A 17,196-nucleotide genomic window follows, 5' to 3' on the forward strand; every position below is an offset into this window, starting at 1 on the left:
TCGATTCAAGGCGCCTCTGCGCTGGGCTCACGCCCGCCCTTGACCGCGAAACCACCCACTCGGAATTCAAAAGAGGCCTTATTTCGCTGCAAGCGAAACGCTTGAAAACTAGCGGCTTTCCTCCAAGTCGATTCTTGCTGATCCAGTGCACGAGCGCCGAGTCGAGGTGCTGAGCATGCTTGGGAAACCACTTGACCAGTTCTGCCACCAAGCTGCGGCATAACACCACGTTCCCGAGCGACAATTGTATCTGCACCTCGCGCGCCGAACTGAGCACTGCGGCGTGCTCGTCGATATGACATTGCCGCGGCGGGAATTCCGTCTCGACCATCATGCGATCTTCTGCGCCGAAATGGCGAATCAGATGGTCGAGCAACGCCATGTAGGGCCCCTGCAACGCCTCATCGGGTGTCTCCTGAACTGCTCGAACCATAGCGACGAACTCTTCGTGCAATTCGTCAATCTCTGGGTTACCGAGAAGGTAATCGTCTTCCCATATCATCGATGTGATACTCCTAAAAAATCGGCTCACGTTCAAGCCGCCCACATCGGCATCCTTCCCACCTCTATTCATAGACCGCAGAAAGCATGCCGATCCACTCTTGGGCGCGGGTTCCTGCCTTTATTTGGGAGCTTCGATCACCCTCGTAGCAGGGTAAGTCGCCCGGTCTCGACGCGGGCCAAGCCAAATACCTTCGATCTGCCGTTCGCATTTTTAGCTCAAGTTGGATTCATACATACAGAGCCCGTTCCGTCGACCCATGACTTCATCTCCCACATGGACAGGGACACCATGTTTATAAGAGATGAGGTCGGTTTAACCGGTTTAACCGCGGTTCTTAACAATTCGCAGCCACCAGTTTTTGTTCGTCCGAAAGATTCTCAAAGCGCCTTTTACTGTCCTCAGGACGGATCAGAAGATAGCCCATGCCGCCTACAACTAGCGCCAGGATTGCGGAGACCACGAACGCGTAGTCATATCCCTGTGTTGCTGAGATGGCACCTTGTATCAGACGCCCAGTCAAGGCAGGCGCCACCAGTCCCCCGGTTGTGGCAAGCGCACTACTGATGGACATTGCCGCGGACCTCTGCCTGGTCGGCACAATCTCGGCGACGATCGCGGAACTCAGGACAAAGGTCAGTTGCGGTAGATTAAAGCCTAGCGCCAGGAGCGCGACCTTCACGGTGGGGGTTTGTACCAGGAAAATTGCAGCAAGAATGCACAGACCACCGATTACCACGAAAGTACAGCTCAACCAACCACGTGCGAACAAAGACGAAATTCCGCGCTGCAAAAGGTACTGCGAAATCCAAGACCCTATGAATACCAGCGGGATGTTGATACCGGTGAACAGCATAAACATCCAGCCAACCTCTTTAGTACCGTAGCCCATCACGTGAGACAAGTACGACGGAATCCAGGTGAACATGATCGAAAAAATCCAGTATGTCACCCAGTACAAAAGCATATTGGAGAGAAAAGTCCGGTCCGTCAGGATCTTAAAGTACGGCACCTTATCGATAGCCTGCTCGGCGACGGTCTGGCTTTGCTTTGAAGCGTAAGGACCCTCACTTCCAAAGACCCACCACAAGATCATCCACACAACACTGGCGATACCTAGAAACATAAAGGCGGCATGCCAGCTATGGTTGAGCATGATATACGTAAGGATCGGCCCCGAGATGAGCAGACCCAGAGAAACTCCCTGGAAAATTATCGATGAGGGCAGATTCCTTTTCTCATCTTTAAACCAGGTGTAGCAAGCGTGCAAGGCCAAAGGGTAAGCCGGACCCTCTCCGATCCCGAGAAGGATTCTGGAGAAATACAGCAACGGCACGCTAGCAAAAAAGGCAAGTGGCAGTTGAGAAACACCCCAGATCACCGCCAGAATCAGCAGAACAAACTTGGACGACATTCGATTTGCAATAAATCCGAAGAGGATGGCTGAAATCGAGAAAAATAAGAAAAAGCTTGATGCGATCAAACCGAATTCCGCAGGCGGGATGCCCAGTTCTTTCATCAAGGGAATGGCCACAATGCCAAGAATCGCCTTGTCCATGAAATTGATGACCATGAATAAGGCCAGCAGTATGGTAACAATCCATCCTCGCGTTACCCGCGACCGGTCAAGCGTTGCCATCTATGTCTCCTGGGAAATCGGATAAGTTAATCAGCTATGACATTCTGAAATTCGACGACTGCAAATCGTCGCCACCGACCTGGACGGGCCGAGCAAAGGACCGCAGGGCCGCCGCACGGCGATGTCACGCGTTGGTGTTTTTGTTTCAATACTATATAGGACCAAAGTGTGTGTCGACATAGTGGATACCCTCGCAGTGGTCACAGCCGGCTGCGCAATTTACGCTCGAACTGACACGCTGTAGCAGCGCTTACCAGGACGATCGCAACGACCAGAGAAGAAAGCTGCTATTGCCCGCTAAGATAAGGTAAATAAGCGCTCGGAATACACGCTGGCTAATGCGCGAAAATAACCAATTGCCGCACGCAACGCCTAGAAGCGCCATGGGTACAAGACTCAGCGAAAACCACACGACGTGGGCAATGCCTAACGCATTCCACAGCTGCATCACAAGCGCTAGTCCGTAGGCAAAGACAAAGAACGCCAGCACAGTTGCGCGCACAACAGCCTTCGGAAGATTGACGCCGGCAAAATACACCAGCAGCGGCACGCCGCCCATGCCGACGGCGGATGTGAACGCGCCAGCGATCGCGCCACATACGGCGTCGCGGGAATCATTGCGCTGGAACCTCACCTGCACCAGCAATGCGATTAGGAACGCCAATGTAAGCAGAGCAATTGCGAGTTTGAGCTGTACAGGCTGTACATACAGAATCAGTGCCATTCCCACCGGCACTCCGATCGCCCCGCTCACTACCAGACGCTTAAGCAGAGTGAAATCGACGTCCGCCTTCACCCGTGGAATCATTACCACCGACAGGATCACTGCGAGGATTAGATTGATTTGCACCGCGGTCATCGGGCTATGCAGCAGTAGCAAGAGCGGAACTGCCAAGATTGAGAAACCAAATCCGGTCGCAGAATGCAGACAGGACGCCAGCAACACTACGAGGGCTGTGCTCAAATAATCCGCCATTGGACGTGCCTCGACGAGCATGACCGGTAAAGAGCGGGGAGGAAGAAGCACTGAACGGCTGTTTGCGTTCAGGCTTCCCTCCCCCTGATTGACGTTCTGGGCCGCTTAGTCCAGCGTGAACGCCACGCCCGGCACCGGCGTGAAGCCAAGATCGCCGCGCGCGATCACCGCCTCACGGCCTCCGTTCTGGGCGAGGAGTTGCGCCTGGCGAGCTTTAGCGCGCGCGTCGACCTCAAGTGGATCGCAGATTTGCCAGAGTTTGGTCCGACACTCCGCGAGCGCCGCCTCATACTCGGGGTTAGTCGCCAAATCGCTCAGCTCCTCCGGGTCTTTCTGCAGATCGAACAATTGGGAGGGGTAACCCACGTAATACACGTATTTGTACTTGCCGTTGCGGATCATGAATGCACCCGTGGCCGAGCCCATTCCGTGATATTCAACGAGCACATTCCGGTCAGGCGCAGCGCCTTGCGCCACCTCGAACAGCGAAACGCCCGGAAAACCTTCGCGCAGCTGCGGCTCGTCGTTGCCCACGGCATCCAGAATGAACGGGTAGACGTCCACATGACTGACTGAAGTGTCCACGACCTTGTTTGCGGGGATTCCTTCGCCCGAGATGATGAGCGGCACAGCGGCTGCTTCCTCAAACATTGTGGACTTGCCCCACATGCCCCGCGATCCCAAATTGTCGCCGTGGTCCGAGGTGTAGACGATGCGCGTACTGTCTGCGAGCCCCGATTCCTCGAGCGAGGTAAGAATCTTGCCAATGTTCTCGTCGAGAAACGAGCACAGCCCAAAGTAGCCCGCAATGGCGCGCTTGACGGCATCACGGTCGAAATAGTCGTCGTAGTTAAAGCTCTTGCGGTAATCCAGCAGATATGGATGATTGGGACGCTCGCTCTCTTCATAGAGCTTGGGCATCGGCAGCGCCTGGTTGTAATAGTGGTAGTAATGTTCCGGCGGCGCAGTCAACGGGAAGTGCGGCGCGACCAGCGAAACGAATAGCACCCATGGCTTGTCTTGCTCACGTTTGGCGCGCTCTCGCAGCCAGATTTGCGCGCGCGCGGTGATGTCACGATCGTACATCGTGTAGGTGCTTTCCCCGGGGCCGGCATAGTGTGCCATCTTGTAGGCGCCCTTGCGCACTGGCAGCTCACTGCGAACCAGGCCCATGAGGTCGCCCTTGCCTTCAAGAATATGCATAGGGACGATTTCCTGGGTGAAACCGTGGTCCTCACCGGTCTCGCGGAAGTGAAGCTTGCCGATAGAAACCACGTCATGCTGGCGCTCGCGAAGGTGATGGTGCCAACTCGGCACAGCGCCATCATATGCGTCCGCGTTGTCCCAGTAGCCGACCTGATGAATATATTTCCCCACGGCAAACGAGGCGCGGGCAGGAATGCACACCGGGCTGGTGCAATAGGCAGACGAGAATCGCGTGCCGCTCGCCGCCAGCCGGTCCAAGTTCGGGGTCTTCACGATCTCGCTGCCATAGCAGCCCAACGCCTTGGTGGAATGTTCGTCGGACATAATCACCAATAAGTTCTTCGGCTTTTGGCTCATTGCAGCTCTCCAGTTAATTCGCTATTCATTGTCGTAAGTGATATATGGCGACCGTTCTCTTGCCCGCGGTCTTGTTTGATCAAGTCCGCCGCTTTCTCGCCGATGACGATCGCACCCGCATTGGTATTCCCTGACAGCAGCAGCGGCATGATTGAGGCGTCTGCCACGCGTAGGCCGCGCACGCCGCGTACGCGCAAACGCGTGTCGACAACCGAGGCCTCGTCCGGTCCCATCCGGCAAGTCCCGACCGGATGGAAAATAGTGGTGGCGTATTCGCGAATGAAGTCGAGCACTTCATCGTCGGAATCGATGTCGAAACCGGGCCGGTACTCGTCGGCCACATAGGGCGAGAGCGAGCGCGAACGCGCAATCCTGCGTGCCATGCGCACACCGGCGATCATGGTCTTCTCATCATGTTCCGTGGAGAGATAGTTGAACGTCGCCTTGGGCCCCGCGAACGGATCGGCTGAGTGCAGCGAGAGCTCGCCACGACTCGTGGGTCGCAGGTTGCAGACGGACATGGTGAAGCCCGAGAAGTCATGCGGCTTACCCGCCGTCATGTCGGCGCTGATCGTGCCGAAGTGGAATTGGACGTCCGGCGTATTCACCTCGTTGCTGGTACGGGCGAACATGCCACCGAGCTGAATGCCAGCCGCCACGGGTCCGGCCTTGCGGAAAATCCAGCGCAGGCCGATTCGCGCTTGACCCCACCAACTGCGCAGATCATCGTTGGTAGTGATCGGCTTGGTGCATTTGTAGATCAGGCGCGATTGCAGGTGGTCTTGCAAGTTCTTGCCCACCGCAGGCAAGTCATGTACAACTTTGATGCCTTTGTCCCGTAGCGCGACCGCGTCGCCCACGCCCGACAGCATGAGAAGCTGCGGCGTTTGCAGCGCACCGCTGCTTAGAATGACTTCATGGTTGACGCGCGCCTCTTTCACCTGCCCGCCTTGCCTGTAACGCACACCGATCGCCCGCTTGTTTCCATCGAACAAGACGGCCATAGCGTGCGCGTCGGTTTGCACTTCTAAGTTGTCGCCCGTCAGCCCTGAGCGCAGATAGGCCTTAGCTGCAGAGCAGCGTAAGCCATTGCGCGTGGTGAGCTGGAAATAGCCCGCGCCTTCCTGCACCGCGCCATTAAAATCCGTTGTGCGCGGCACGTCGATCTCGTTGGCTGCACCAATGAAGGCTTCCACAAGCTCATGCTTACCTCGAATGTTGGAGACCGAGAGCGGGCCGCTGCCGCCATGCAACGCACTCTCTCCACGCTCATTACCTTCAGAGCGCTTGAAATAGGGCAGTACATCGCGCCAACTCCAACCTTCGTTGCCCAGTGCTTCCCATTTATCGAAATCCTGCGACTGTCCGCGGATATAGACGAGCCCATTGATGGAGCTCGATCCGCCGAGCGTTCTACCGCGCGGCTGGTAGATCTGGCGATTATTCAGGAACGGCTCGGGCTCAGATTTGAATTGCCAGTTCAGTTGCGGATTGAACATGGTCTTGCCGTATCCGATCGGAATGTGGATCCAGATGTTCTTGTCCGCCGGACCCGCTTCTAGCAGTAGCACCGAAGTTTGCTTGTCTTGCGCCAGCCGCGCGGCCACCGCGCAGCCCGCTGAACCCGCGCCCACAACGATATAGTCGTATATTGCTTGCATGCTTGTCTCACTATAGTTCAAGGACCACGGGGCCTTTGCTCACACGGGCGCAGCACACGAGCACCTGATTGCGGCGCTCGTCGTCGCTGAGCACATAGTCGTTGTGCTCGGGCGTGCCTGCACTGTAGGTAGCCTTGCAGGCGCCGCACATTCCGGCCTCACACGAGGATTCGCATTCCACGCCGGCCGCGCGCAGTGCGTCCAAGATGGTTTGCCCCGCTTCAATAGGCACGACGCGATCAGAGCGCGAGAGGTGCAACTCAGAAGCGTGCGCGCCTTGGCCCGCGACGGAAGCCTTCGGCGGCTCGGCGCCGAAATATTCAAAGTGGACGGCCTCGCGAGGCCAATGCTCCGCGGCTGCCTGCACGGCGGCCATGAAGCCTGTCGGGCCGCAGAAATAAACATGCTCGCCCTCCTCATGCTGGCTGAGCAGGCCGGCAATGTTCAACCCTTTGGATGGGTCGCCTTCATCGTGATGGATGGTCACGCGTGGATCTGCGGTCGCGCTGGCAAACCGCCGCAGGAACGCTGTACGCGAGGCATCGCGCGTGCAATAGTGCAGCTCCCACGACCGACCTTGCGCTTCCAGGTCTTCCATCATCGCGAGAATCGGGGTGATGCCGATTCCCCCGGCAAGCAGCACAGAATGTTTGGCGTTGGCGGCTAATGGAAAGAAGTTGTGCGGCTCGGACACTTCGATCCAGTCCCCGGCTCTTACCTTCTCATGCATGGCCCGGGAGCCGCCACGTCCGTCTGGCGCGTTGAGCACAGCAATGCGGTAGCAGTCCGTGTCGGTTGGCGGATTGCACAGCGAATAGCGGCGGGACAGTCCTCCTGGGATCCTCACATCGATATGCGCTCCCGCTTCGAAGCGCGGCAAACCGCGGCCCGAAGGGTCTACCAGCTCATATGACAAGATTCCTTCTGCTTCGTGGGTGATTGAGCGGACACGCAGTTTCAACATTTCGGATCCCTCCTGCCCTTTACGCTTCGACCTGATCGCGCGCGTCGATCTGATCGAGCTGCTGGCGAATATGTGCGTCACGCTCGGCGGCAGTCGCGAGTCCATCGGCGGAACGCAGGGCGGCGATCACCTTCTTGCCAATCGCCAGCAATTGCTTGCGGTCTTCCTCGCGCGAAAGTTCTGGCACATCGAGCACGCTGTCCTGGGAGTACAACGGCAAGGTCTTACCTTCTGCGGTAAGCCGCGCGAATTCGGTGTTCGGCGCTGTCTTTCCTCGCACCATATCCCGCAGAAGCTTGCGGCAGAGGTAGACGCCTACATCCGAGCTGCCGGGATTCTCAGCGCCATGTACAGCGATCTTTCCCTGGCTTACGATGGCTTCCCAATCACCGGGCGCACGCTGGCCTTCCTCATACGAGCGATCGCCAACCTGCCCTTCAAGAAAGTCGATCTTGTCAACGCCGCAGTCGGCCTCAACGCCGAGACCGTCAGGATCGACTGTGTCATTGAAATGGCGCCAGCCGAAGATGATCATGTTGTTGTCGTCAATAGGCACGTTCCAGCGCGTGCATCCGGAGGCGCCATGGCGCTCGCGCGCGGCGGTAGGCATAAGGGAACCGATCTGCAGATAGTTCGGGAAGATCATTTCCGTGATGCGCGACCAAACCTTGTTCTCGGGCAAGCGGCGGTTCGCGCTGAAGATGCAACCGTGGCCATTGCGTGTAGCTTCCCAGTGCATCACCGGCATGTCGCCAAAGCCCTCGAGCGACACGCCTGCGGCGGTCTCGGCGTCCACACCTTCGACCACCATTTTGTTGTGCAGTACCGCGGTATGCATGTGGTCCATGATGTTCTCGTAGACCTGTAGCCAATTGCACGGGTAGATGTTCGAGAACGGCACCAGCTTGTTATCCGCCGGAAACGAGTAGCTGTCGAACTCAGGAAACGGCGGTTGCTCTTCAGCCGGGCCCATGTACGCGAAGACCAGTCCGTTACGCTCAAATGCCGGATAAGCGCCCTGGCTCACGGTTTCCTTCAAACGCGTGGCGTCATGCTCACAAGGCGCGTCCAGGAGCGTACCGTCCACGTTGAAATGCCAGCCGTGATAGCAGCAGCGGATGCCCTTTTCCGAAACGATCCCATATTCAAGCGAGGCGCCGCGGTGCGCGCACTGGCGGTGCATGACACCGACCTGGCCACTCTTGTCGCGAAAAGCCACCAGATTTTCGCCCATGATGCGAATGGCCTTCGGCACGTTAGTGAGTTCCATCGACAGACAAACCGGCTGCCAATAGCGACGCATCAGTTCGCCCATGGGCGTTCCTGCGTTGGTGCTGGTAAGCTCGAGATCCGGCTCCGGACGGGTACGCTTGCGATAGCCGCTGTAACGATTAGACTGCTTGGCGTTCGTCATTTTTCACTCCTCAATTGGCTGCGGATTCACAACTGAACATTGGATTGGCTGATGAACTTCAGATGCTGGTAGGCGTCGAGCCCTTCAGGGCCGCCTTCATAACCCAGGCCACTGTCTTTGATGCCGCCGATGGGCGCATCGGCCAGCGAAGGCACGAAGCTGTTGATACCGACCCAGCCCGCTTCAATGCGCTCGGAGAATTCGGCGGCACGTTCCATCTGGTTGGTGAAGGCATATGCGGCAAGGCCAAAATCCACAGCGTTGGCTTTGGCGAGCCCGTCTTCCATTGTGCTGAATGTCATGATGGGAGCGACGGGGCAGAATGGCTCGTCAGTGAGAATGGACGCGTCCTCGTTTAAACCGGTGAGCACCGTCGGCAGAAAGAAGTTGCCCGCACGGCTTGGCGAGCTACCGCCAGTGCGCACGCTCGCGCCGCAGCCGTGGGCTTGCTCAACGAACTGCCGCGCAGCAGCCAGCCGACGCTTGTTGTTGAGCGGCCCCATCTGCACCCCAGGTTCCAGGCCGTCGCCGACTTTCAGCGACTCGGTGATCCGCGTGAAGGTTTCGATGAAGCTATCTGCGAGCTTCTCCTGGACATAGAAGCGGCTCGGCGACAGACAGACTTGGCCTGCATTGCGGAACTTGAACCCCACGCAGGCGCGCGCCACTTTTTCGACGTCCACATCGTCAAATACCAATACCGGCGCATGGCCGCCGAGTTCCATGGTTGCGGGCTTGAGGTATTGCCCTGCTTGCGCGGCGAGCAGCTTGCCGACGGGCACGGAACCGGTAAAGGAGATCTTCCGAATAACGCTCGACGCGATCAGCTTCTGTGATATCTGCGCAGGTACGCCGAACAGCACGTTTAACGCTCCGTCCGGCACGCCTGCATCAACGAAGACGCGTGCAAGTTCCACGCAAATCGCTGGCGTTTCTTCGGCTGGTTTCAGTACGACGGTGCAGCCAGCAGCCAGTGCGGCCGCCACCTTGCGAGCGGCCAAAAATGCCGGAAAATTCCAGGGCGCGAATGCCGCCACCGGCCCCACCGGGCGACGCACTGATGCCTGCATCAGCAGGTGCGTGCGCGGCGGCAAGATGCGGCCATAGGCCCGCTTGCACTCTTCCGCACAGTAAATGATGCCCTCGATGACCCGGTCAAGCTCGCCCTGTGAATCGGCAAGCGGCTTGCCGTTCTCAAGCGTCAGAATGCCTGCTAGACGATCGCGACGTTCTTCAACCAGCGCGGCAGCGCGTTGCAGCACGGCCGCGCGCTCCCACGCGCTTTTAGCAGACCAGCCGCGAAATGCCTGATCGGCAGCGACGATTGCATCGTCGATGTCCTGCTCGGAGGCGACCGGCAGCCGACCAATCTCCTCGTTCGTGGCGGGGTTGAACACAGCAACCGTTTCGCGGCCCGCCGTGCCGCGCCAGTCGCCGCCCACCAGCAAAGTCAGCTCCGGAGGATAGGGATAACTCATGGTTTTTCCTTGTGTTCTGCTAGGCGGCGGCCCATTCCGCGCCTGTAGTGCGAACCGCGATCTCGTCGGTACAAGCGTTACTATATAGGACTATAACTCCAAAGCAATATAGGGTTTGTGCTAAACCGCTGGCTGCGGTGTGCCGATCTCGCTCTTTGTCTGTGAAAGCGCGCGAGCGATCGTGGCCACGTCGCTCTCGAGGGCCTGCTCCGGCGGCAGATAGTGACTTGGGGAGGGCGTGAACGATGTGAGGATTGCCCGATTCGAGCGGCGCGATGCGGCGCGCGTTACCGTAGCAATGATTCAAGCGAGGCAGATAACCGCCCCGACCCGACGTCTTCGCCGCGCGCTCCGTCTGACGTCGTTGGGCAATGAAAGCCGAGCTACTTCATACTTCGTCGAGATCCGCCGACGATGACAACGAGCGTAAGTAAGGTAGCCCCGTCGTCCCGCTAGAAACACGTGTTGGAACAGTTGAAAGCCAGCGTCGTGAATATATCGAGGGCGAACACACACAACCAGGCGGAAAGTACGAGCATTGGTGTGTCGCGTTCCGCAACCAAGCCATTGCGAAGTTGATGACTTCGGCGAAGGCTGATGAGTAACATTGCGACGCTAAGGCTCGCGAGCGCAATGCCGCCTAACCGGGTTTCGAACCGTGCATCGACCAAAAGCGCCCGGACATACAACAGAGCGATTGCGATGCTCGCCCACCCCGTCCTGCTCCATGACAAAGCGGTTCGCTCAGGCTGGAGTCCTGTTTCAGTCACTTGAAGACCAGTGCCATTGAGATGGTTGCAGCTGCAGCGATGACGACGGTTAACAGCGGCTGCAGAAAGTTCAGCGGTAGGCTACGGCCGTGACGCATAGCGATCTCATTCGCTCGCCACCTGAAATAGCAGGCGCCAGCAACGACACAAGCCGTCAATGCGAAAAGCAGGCAAACGATTCGCCATCCTCGCGGCTCCGGCGCATGCAGCGCGACCTGATCAAGCACGAGCACAGCTGCGAGCAGCGCCAGCGCAGTTCGAATCCAAGCTAGAAAAGTTCGTTCGTTGGCCAGGGAGAACCGGTAGTCTGGATCTTGCCCGCCCCATTTCGTCAATTTGTTTCCAGGGAACATATTTGTTCGCGACTGGAGGAAAGAAGTGTTAGAAAGTTATCCGATCTTCGCTGCAAAGGGTCGGCGCGTGCGCGTGGCGCCCATCGTGCTCCTAAGAACCAGCTCGGTCGGCGCCTTCACACCGCGATGCGCGAGATCTCAAGCAGGTTCTCGATATTGACGAAATTTTGAGGTCTGTCCAATTCCCGGATTGAAGCAATTACAAGGGTCTATGTCGCGGTAAAACTTGGCCAAGTCGGGTTTGGCAGGATAGAGATGCCCGACGTTATGCTCAGCAGGATATTCAGCTCCCCGCCCATCCAGGATGCGTAGCATCTGGTGCTCAAGGGCCATACAATCGTTGCCTTTCTTGACTATGTAGTCCTGGTGAAATACGTGGCAGAGAAAATGACCGTAATAGAGTTTCTTGGAGATCGCCGCGTCAATTTCGCTGGGAAGTCTTTCGAACCATTGTGTGTCGTTACGACGCAAAGCGATATCGAGGGCAACGATGTCTTCCACTTCACTGCTGTGTACGGCGCGATACCGGATCGCGGCACCCGCCGCGGCGAATCGATGGAGAAAGGCTTTCTTTCCTTCGTCGGCCGAGCATAAGAAGTAATCTCCGCCGCTGGGCTTGATGGTGTCATCTATGATCGATTGCACGTGCTGGAGTTCTGTCTCCGAAACCTTGACCATCAGGTGGTGCTCGAAGACATTTCGATACGCGCGCATCCGCTTCGGCAGATGATCTGGAGCAGCAGATGAGATCCATTGAAGCAGGCGTTCGGTCAGGCGGAGCTTACCCAATCCAATGTCGGCTAGCACCGCGTCAATCTTGTTTTTGGCCGCGAAGAATTTGGGCAGCCTCGCGGTGCCCGCCTTCTCGATCATGACAAAGACGTCTTTCCCGTAGCGGTCCGCAATATCGAACGCGTCCCTATGCATATATTCGGCCGCGATGGGAAGTGCAGGCAGGCTCGAGAGCATTGCGCGACGGAGGGCTGCGAGAGCTTCTGGGCAATTCGTTCCGACATAGATAACGCGATCTGCTCCTGATGAGACAAACGTATCGAGACGCACAGCGAAAACCATTACCTTGCCCGCGCAGCCGGAAGCTCCAAACAACCTTGTTGGATCCGCGTTGTAGCGCGCTGGCGTCGGTGCATCAATCTCGCGGACATGATCGACGTACTTGCTGTCGGAAGCAGCGCCAGAGTTCCAGTGCACCGCATCGGGTGAGAAGGTTCCCTCGTCGAGCCGGCCGAGGATCTCTTCTGGTGTGCGGCCCAAATCGATACCGAGATCGTTGACTAATTGAACATGGCCATTCTCATCAACGCGTGCATAGAGGGCGAGTTCCGTATAAGCGGGGCCCCGATTAACCAGCGATCCGCCTGAGTTATTGCATACTCCGCCAATTACGGATGCGCCGATGCATGAAGAGCCAATCACGGAGTGAGGATCTCGCCCAAGTGGCTTCAATATGCTCTCGAGCTGATACAGCGTGGCCCCTGGCAAACAAACCACTTGCTCCCCGTCACTGAGTGTATGGATACGATCAAGTCGCAATGTGTTGACGATCACAACGGGACGGTCGTAGTCGTGCCCGAACGGAGTGGATCCGCCCGTTAGCCCAGTGTTTGACGCCTGAGTAATAATCGCCGCATCGGCAGCAATACATGCTTCCAGTATTTGCCACTGCTGAAGAAGACTATGCGGAAACACCACGGCAATGGCTGCACCGCCACCGAACCGGAAGCCGCTTCGATAACGCCGCGTCGAACGGTCGCCCGTGAGGACGTTTTTTGGTCCGGCAATGTTACGCAATTGAAGAAGTAGGCGGTCTGGACTGGTAGGTATCATCGCAAGGGACTCGGATCGTGATCTCGGAACGCAGAGGCAGCAGTCCGGTATCGATAGAAAACTATTTAGCTATATAGTTTTATGAAAGCAAAAATTTTTGACACCTCTTTCGTTATCTCAGATTACGACCGACCGCCGGTGGCTGATCCGGAATACTAAGTCGTCGCTGCGTGTTTGGTATAAAAAATTCCTGATAATAAATGCACGCCGCGTCACCCATGAACGCCGCCGCGCGCATCACAAGGCCAATTGTGCCGGGTTGCACGTTGATATGCTCGGCCAACGGCGATTCCATCGTCTCGATTCTAACGTCATGGGTAATGCGTGTGAGGGGAACATGAAGCTCCTGCGCAATTAGCGTCTTGAAGTTAAGACCGTTCAGGTCTGGCAAAGGAGCGTTAGCTAGGCTGGTTAGCTTCTCACTATCGAGATAGAAACGGGCGAACACCGTGAACTCATTATTGACGTTGATTGCACGGTCAATTCGAACAATATTCTTCGCTTTGGGAAAATGCTCACTCCAGGGTCCACGCCCCGTCTCGTCTTTTCTTTCCAGCACTTTTGAAAACACTGGAAGCAGAGTCTCGCCATCGTCGTCAAGAAAACGACAATGCCAAGGGTCTTCGAGCAAGAGATCGTTTTGCGCAACAAAGCTGCCTGTACCATGCTGGCGAACCACAATGCCTTGATCAACGAGGTTTTTTAACGCCCGTTGAACCGTTCCCAAGCTAAATGGTGTCAGTTCAGCCAGCTGTTCTTCGGTCGGCAGCTTGTCACCCACCTTCCAATGCCCTGCGCTGATCGCGTCGATCAAAGCGTTGGTTAGTCGAATATACTTCGGGGCACCGCTTCTATCTGGACGCGTCAGCGGCGCGAACAATTTCGCATGATCTTCCGTAGTAAGCACTTCACCCCCCACTATATAGTTATATAGAATCATAACGCTGCCGCATCTGCGCCGCAAGGCGTCAGGGGTAAGTACCGAGTTAAGAGTCGTGAATCCAGCACCCCGTCGCATCGGATTCACGCCCATCGACTGCTCAACAAGAATCGACAGACTATGCCAGCATGCCGTAGCGGAAGCCGAACGCTTTCTGCATGAACGATGGGCAAGCGTCGTCAAGATAGGCACGGAGATCAGTGACCAGCTAGATGTGATCCCCGAGCAGCTTAGGGTTCAGTAGCGCGTTGAATTTGCGTGTCCGTGCTGCGGTCAACCAAAGTCACGCCGACGCCGCCGCGCATCATCGGCTTTCAAAATGTCTCGACATCGGAGGTTACATAGCACACCGAACCTTGTCACGGCAAAATTAAAATGTCGTACCGCCGGCTAAATACAGATGTCGTGTTTTTGATGTGTGATTAACTCTGTTTTCGACGGTTTGAATTCACGTAGTGTTGAAGGACGGCCTTGATCGGACCGGGGCGTTCTAGCCGTTCAGCGAGTGCGAGCAGACCGCTGGCCAGGTGTTGAAGGCGTCTTAGGCTGCTGCGCGACCTGCATGATTGCCTGGTCCAGATCGGCTCGCGTAAATGCACGCGACTTCTTCGTGCCGGGCAAGGGCTTGGGAGTGCGTACCGCCGCACCTCGGTTTGTGCGGGACGGCGAGCCTGAGATCCGACGGTTATCGCGCTGCGCCTGCAGCGCTCGCGCGACCTGCAACGCATGACCAAGACGCTTGTTCTCGATTATCGCGCCTTGGTCGATGTCTGCTAGCTTGTCATACGGCATGGCATGCAGCACGCTGCCGTCAGCGCGGATTTCGAGGCGCCCATCCGGGTATTCCCACACCTCGATGTAGCGGCCGATCAGCCTGCGGTTCGCTGCCGTGTCATCGAGCAGCCAGAGTACGCGATCGTTCAACAAAGTCAGGGCATCCGATACCTTGCGCTGTACTCGCCAAGTCAAAACCGCGTCGAGATTCTCGTCATCGCGCAGCGGCCGGTGCGCGTCGTACGCGCTTCTTGGCGGCTTTGCGAAGCGTGCGTTATAGGCCGCCATGAAAATGCAGGCAAACGCGTTTGCAGCTGCAATGGTGCTGATATCACGTAGGCGCAGCTCCTTCACCAGGCGATCCTGCAGCGTCAGATGAGCCCGTTCGACGCGTCCCTTGGCGGGGCTGCTGTTGGCGCAAAATGTGTCGATGTTTAGCTCGTACATTGCGCGACCAAACTGGGTGACGCCTTTGCCCGCCGTCTCCTCGCGCTTGTGGACGTAAAACACGCTCGCGCGCGGTCGCTATAGAATGCCACCGGCTTGCCGTGGCGTTCGAGATACGCGCGCGTGGCCTCGAAATAGCTGAAAGTCGATTCGGTCGGCGCGAAGTGCAAGTGCATCAGCCGGCTCGTCGCGTCGTCGACAAAGACCAGCAAAGCGCACGCGGGTCCCCGGTCTTCAAACCAGTAATGATCGCTGCCGTCGATTTGTACGAGCTCACCGAAACAGGCTCGTCGGGCACGCGGCTGGTAGCCTTCGGCGGGCGTTGCTTGCGCGGCACCCAAAGGCCGGCATCCGTCATCAGGAGCCGCACGGTTTCCTTCGACAGCACGAGGCCATGGCATTCACGCAGCTTCTCGCACGCCAGCGTCGGACCAAAATCGGCATAGTGCTCGTGGATCAGTCCCAGCGCCTGGTCAAGCACGGTTTGCGGCAAATGATGATTGCTGCGCACGCCGCGCCGCTGCGAAACAAGACCAGCGGCGCCTTCGGCGCGGTAGCGGATCACGAGCCGCTCGACCTGGCGCCGGCTCAGACCCAGCCGTTCAGCGGCGCGCCACGTCATCAGACGCGACTCGGCGACCGCCTCGATGACCTTCAGCCGGTCAAGCTCCCGCATGCTCATCGTGATCGTCCCGGTGCGCGTCATAGCGGTCTCCACAGGCGGGAAAACCGCACCAGCATGCGCTACCGATCCCTTGGTGCGACATCTGTACTTTGCTCAAGTACGACACTACTACTTTGCTCCTACATAGCACACCGAACCTTGTCAAAGCAAAATTGAAATGTCGTACCGCCGGCTAAATACAGATGTCGTGTTTTTGATGTGTGATTGGCTCTGTTTTCAACGGTTTGAATCCACGTAGTGTTGAAGGACGGCCTTGATCGGACCGGGGCGTTTCAGACTGTTCAGCGAGTGCGAGCAGAGCGTTGGCCAGGTGTTGAAGGCGTCTTAGACTGTTGCGCGACCTGCACGATTGCTTGGTCCAGATCGGCTCGGGTGAATGCGCGCGACTTCTTCGTGCCGGGCAAGGGCTTGTGAGTGCGCACCGCAGCACCTCGGTTTGTGCGAGACGGCGAGCCTGAGATCCGACGGTTATCGCGCTGCGCCTGTAACGCTCGCGCGACCTGCAACGCATGACCAAGACGCTTGTTCTCGATGATCGCGCCTTGGTCGATGTCTGCGAGCTTGTCGTACGGCACAGCATGCAGCACGCTGCCGTCAGCGCGGATTTCGAGGCGCCCATCCGGGTATTCCCAGACGTCGATGTAGCGGCCGATCAGCCTGCGGTTCGCTGCCGTGTCATCGAGCAGCCAGAGTACGCGATCGTTCAGCAACGTCAGCGCATCCGATACCTTACGCTGTACCCGCCAAGTCAAAACCGCGTCGAGATTCTCGTCATCGCGCAGCGGCCGGTGGGCGTCGTACGCGCTTCTTGGCGGCTTTGCGAAGCGTGCGTTATAGGCCGCCATGAAAACGCAGGCAAAGGCGTTTGCAGCTGCAATGGTGCTGATATCACGCAGCCGCAGCTCCTTCACCAGGCGATCCTGCAGCGTCAGATGAGCCCGTTCGACGCGTCCCTTGGCGGGGCTGCTGTTGGCGCAAAAAGTGTCGATGTTTAGCTCGTACATTGCACGACCAAACTGGGTGACGCCTTTGCCCGCCGTCTCATCGCGCTTGTGGACGTAGAACACGCTCGCGCGGTCGCTATAGAATGCCACCGGCTTGCCGTGGCGTTCGAGATACGCGCGCGTGGCCTCGAAATAACTGAAAGTCGATTCGGTCGGCGCGAAGTGCAAGTGCATCAGCCGG

Annotated in this window: 13 protein-coding genes and 1 pseudogene; all 14 read right to left on the bottom strand. The window is 57.4% G+C overall.

The window, feature by feature from the left end; all coding sequences use genetic code 11:
• Positions 1-502: bacteriohemerythrin (locus AWB74_RS40825; protein WP_235024890.1), on the bottom strand; the 502-nt coding region annotated here is incomplete at its 3' end.
• Between the two features lie 337 nt (positions 503-839).
• Positions 840-2,141, bottom strand: a complete 1,302-nt coding sequence (locus AWB74_RS40830) for an MFS transporter (RefSeq protein ID WP_061152233.1) — start codon at positions 2,139-2,141, stop codon at positions 840-842.
• Between the two features lie 250 nt (positions 2,142-2,391).
• Positions 2,392-3,117: a sulfite exporter TauE/SafE family protein gene (locus AWB74_RS40835; protein ID WP_160110377.1), complete on the bottom strand. Its 726-nt coding sequence runs from the start codon at positions 3,115-3,117 to the stop codon at positions 2,392-2,394.
• Between the two features lie 105 nt (positions 3,118-3,222).
• Entirely contained in the window at positions 3,223-4,680 is a 1,458-nt protein-coding gene (locus AWB74_RS40840) for a sulfatase-like hydrolase/transferase (RefSeq protein ID WP_061152235.1), read from the bottom strand.
• Positions 4,677-6,341, bottom strand: a complete 1,665-nt coding sequence (locus AWB74_RS40845; RefSeq protein WP_061152236.1) for a GMC family oxidoreductase — start codon at positions 6,339-6,341, stop codon at positions 4,677-4,679. The genes AWB74_RS40840 and AWB74_RS40845 overlap by 4 nt, the downstream gene beginning before the upstream one ends.
• 10 nt (positions 6,342-6,351) lie before the next feature.
• The gene (locus tag AWB74_RS40850) at positions 6,352-7,305 is read right to left on the bottom strand and encodes a PDR/VanB family oxidoreductase (RefSeq protein WP_061152237.1); all 954 of its coding nucleotides are present in this window, start codon (positions 7,303-7,305) and stop codon (positions 6,352-6,354) included.
• A 19-nt stretch (positions 7,306-7,324) separates the two neighbouring features.
• Entirely contained in the window at positions 7,325-8,719 is a 1,395-nt protein-coding gene (locus tag AWB74_RS40855; protein ID WP_061152238.1) for a Rieske 2Fe-2S domain-containing protein, read from the bottom strand.
• A 26-nt stretch (positions 8,720-8,745) separates the two neighbouring features.
• A complete protein-coding gene (locus AWB74_RS40860) occupies positions 8,746-10,197 on the bottom strand; it encodes an NAD-dependent succinate-semialdehyde dehydrogenase (protein WP_061152239.1) in 1,452 nt (483 codons plus the stop codon).
• Positions 10,198-10,649: 452 nt separating this feature from the next.
• Complete coding sequence (locus tag AWB74_RS48835; RefSeq protein WP_061152240.1) at positions 10,650-10,967, bottom strand: DUF202 domain-containing protein; 318 nt, start codon at positions 10,965-10,967, stop codon at positions 10,650-10,652.
• Positions 10,964-11,302: a YidH family protein gene (locus AWB74_RS40870; RefSeq protein WP_235024891.1), complete on the bottom strand. Its 339-nt coding sequence runs from the start codon at positions 11,300-11,302 to the stop codon at positions 10,964-10,966. Before AWB74_RS40870 ends, AWB74_RS48835 begins: the two co-directional genes overlap by 4 nt.
• Positions 11,303-11,458: 156 nt before the next feature.
• The gene (dld, locus tag AWB74_RS40875; protein WP_061152242.1) at positions 11,459-13,165 is read right to left on the bottom strand and encodes a D-lactate dehydrogenase; all 1,707 of its coding nucleotides are present in this window, start codon (positions 13,163-13,165) and stop codon (positions 11,459-11,461) included.
• Between the two features lie 112 nt (positions 13,166-13,277).
• Positions 13,278-14,072, bottom strand: a complete 795-nt coding sequence (locus AWB74_RS40880) for a GntR family transcriptional regulator (protein WP_235024892.1) — start codon at positions 14,070-14,072, stop codon at positions 13,278-13,280.
• A 531-nt stretch (positions 14,073-14,603) separates the two neighbouring features.
• A pseudogene (locus tag AWB74_RS40885) lies at positions 14,604-16,032 on the bottom strand (ISNCY family transposase).
• A gap of 260 nt (positions 16,033-16,292) precedes the next feature.
• Positions 16,293-17,196, bottom strand: a 904-nt coding sequence (locus AWB74_RS40890; protein WP_143749459.1) for an ISNCY family transposase, incomplete at its 5' end; no start/stop codon positions are given.

Source organism: Caballeronia arvi (genome assembly GCF_001544695.2).
GTDB lineage: Bacteria > Pseudomonadota > Gammaproteobacteria > Burkholderiales > Burkholderiaceae > Caballeronia > Caballeronia arvi.

What these genes read in the sequence shown, in the direction of transcription:
- dld (WP_061152242.1), bottom strand. Translation starts at nt 13,165, where the DNA reads ATGATACCTACCAGTCCAGACCGCCTACTTCTTCAATTGCGTAACATT.
- AWB74_RS40845 (WP_061152236.1), bottom strand. Translation starts at nt 6,341, where the DNA reads ATGCAAGCAATATACGACTATATCGTTGTGGGCGCGGGTTCAGCGGGC.
- AWB74_RS40860 (WP_061152239.1), bottom strand. Translation starts at nt 10,197, where the DNA reads ATGAGTTATCCCTATCCTCCGGAGCTGACTTTGCTGGTGGGCGGCGAC.
- AWB74_RS40830 (WP_061152233.1), bottom strand. Translation starts at nt 2,141, where the DNA reads ATGGCAACGCTTGACCGGTCGCGGGTAACGCGAGGATGGATTGTTACC.
- AWB74_RS40835 (WP_160110377.1), bottom strand. Translation starts at nt 3,117, where the DNA reads ATGGCGGATTATTTGAGCACAGCCCTCGTAGTGTTGCTGGCGTCCTGT.
- AWB74_RS40855 (WP_061152238.1), bottom strand. Translation starts at nt 8,719, where the DNA reads ATGACGAACGCCAAGCAGTCTAATCGTTACAGCGGCTATCGCAAGCGT.
- AWB74_RS40840 (WP_061152235.1), bottom strand. Translation starts at nt 4,680, where the DNA reads ATGAGCCAAAAGCCGAAGAACTTATTGGTGATTATGTCCGACGAACAT.
- AWB74_RS40850 (WP_061152237.1), bottom strand. Translation starts at nt 7,305, where the DNA reads ATGTTGAAACTGCGTGTCCGCTCAATCACCCACGAAGCAGAAGGAATC.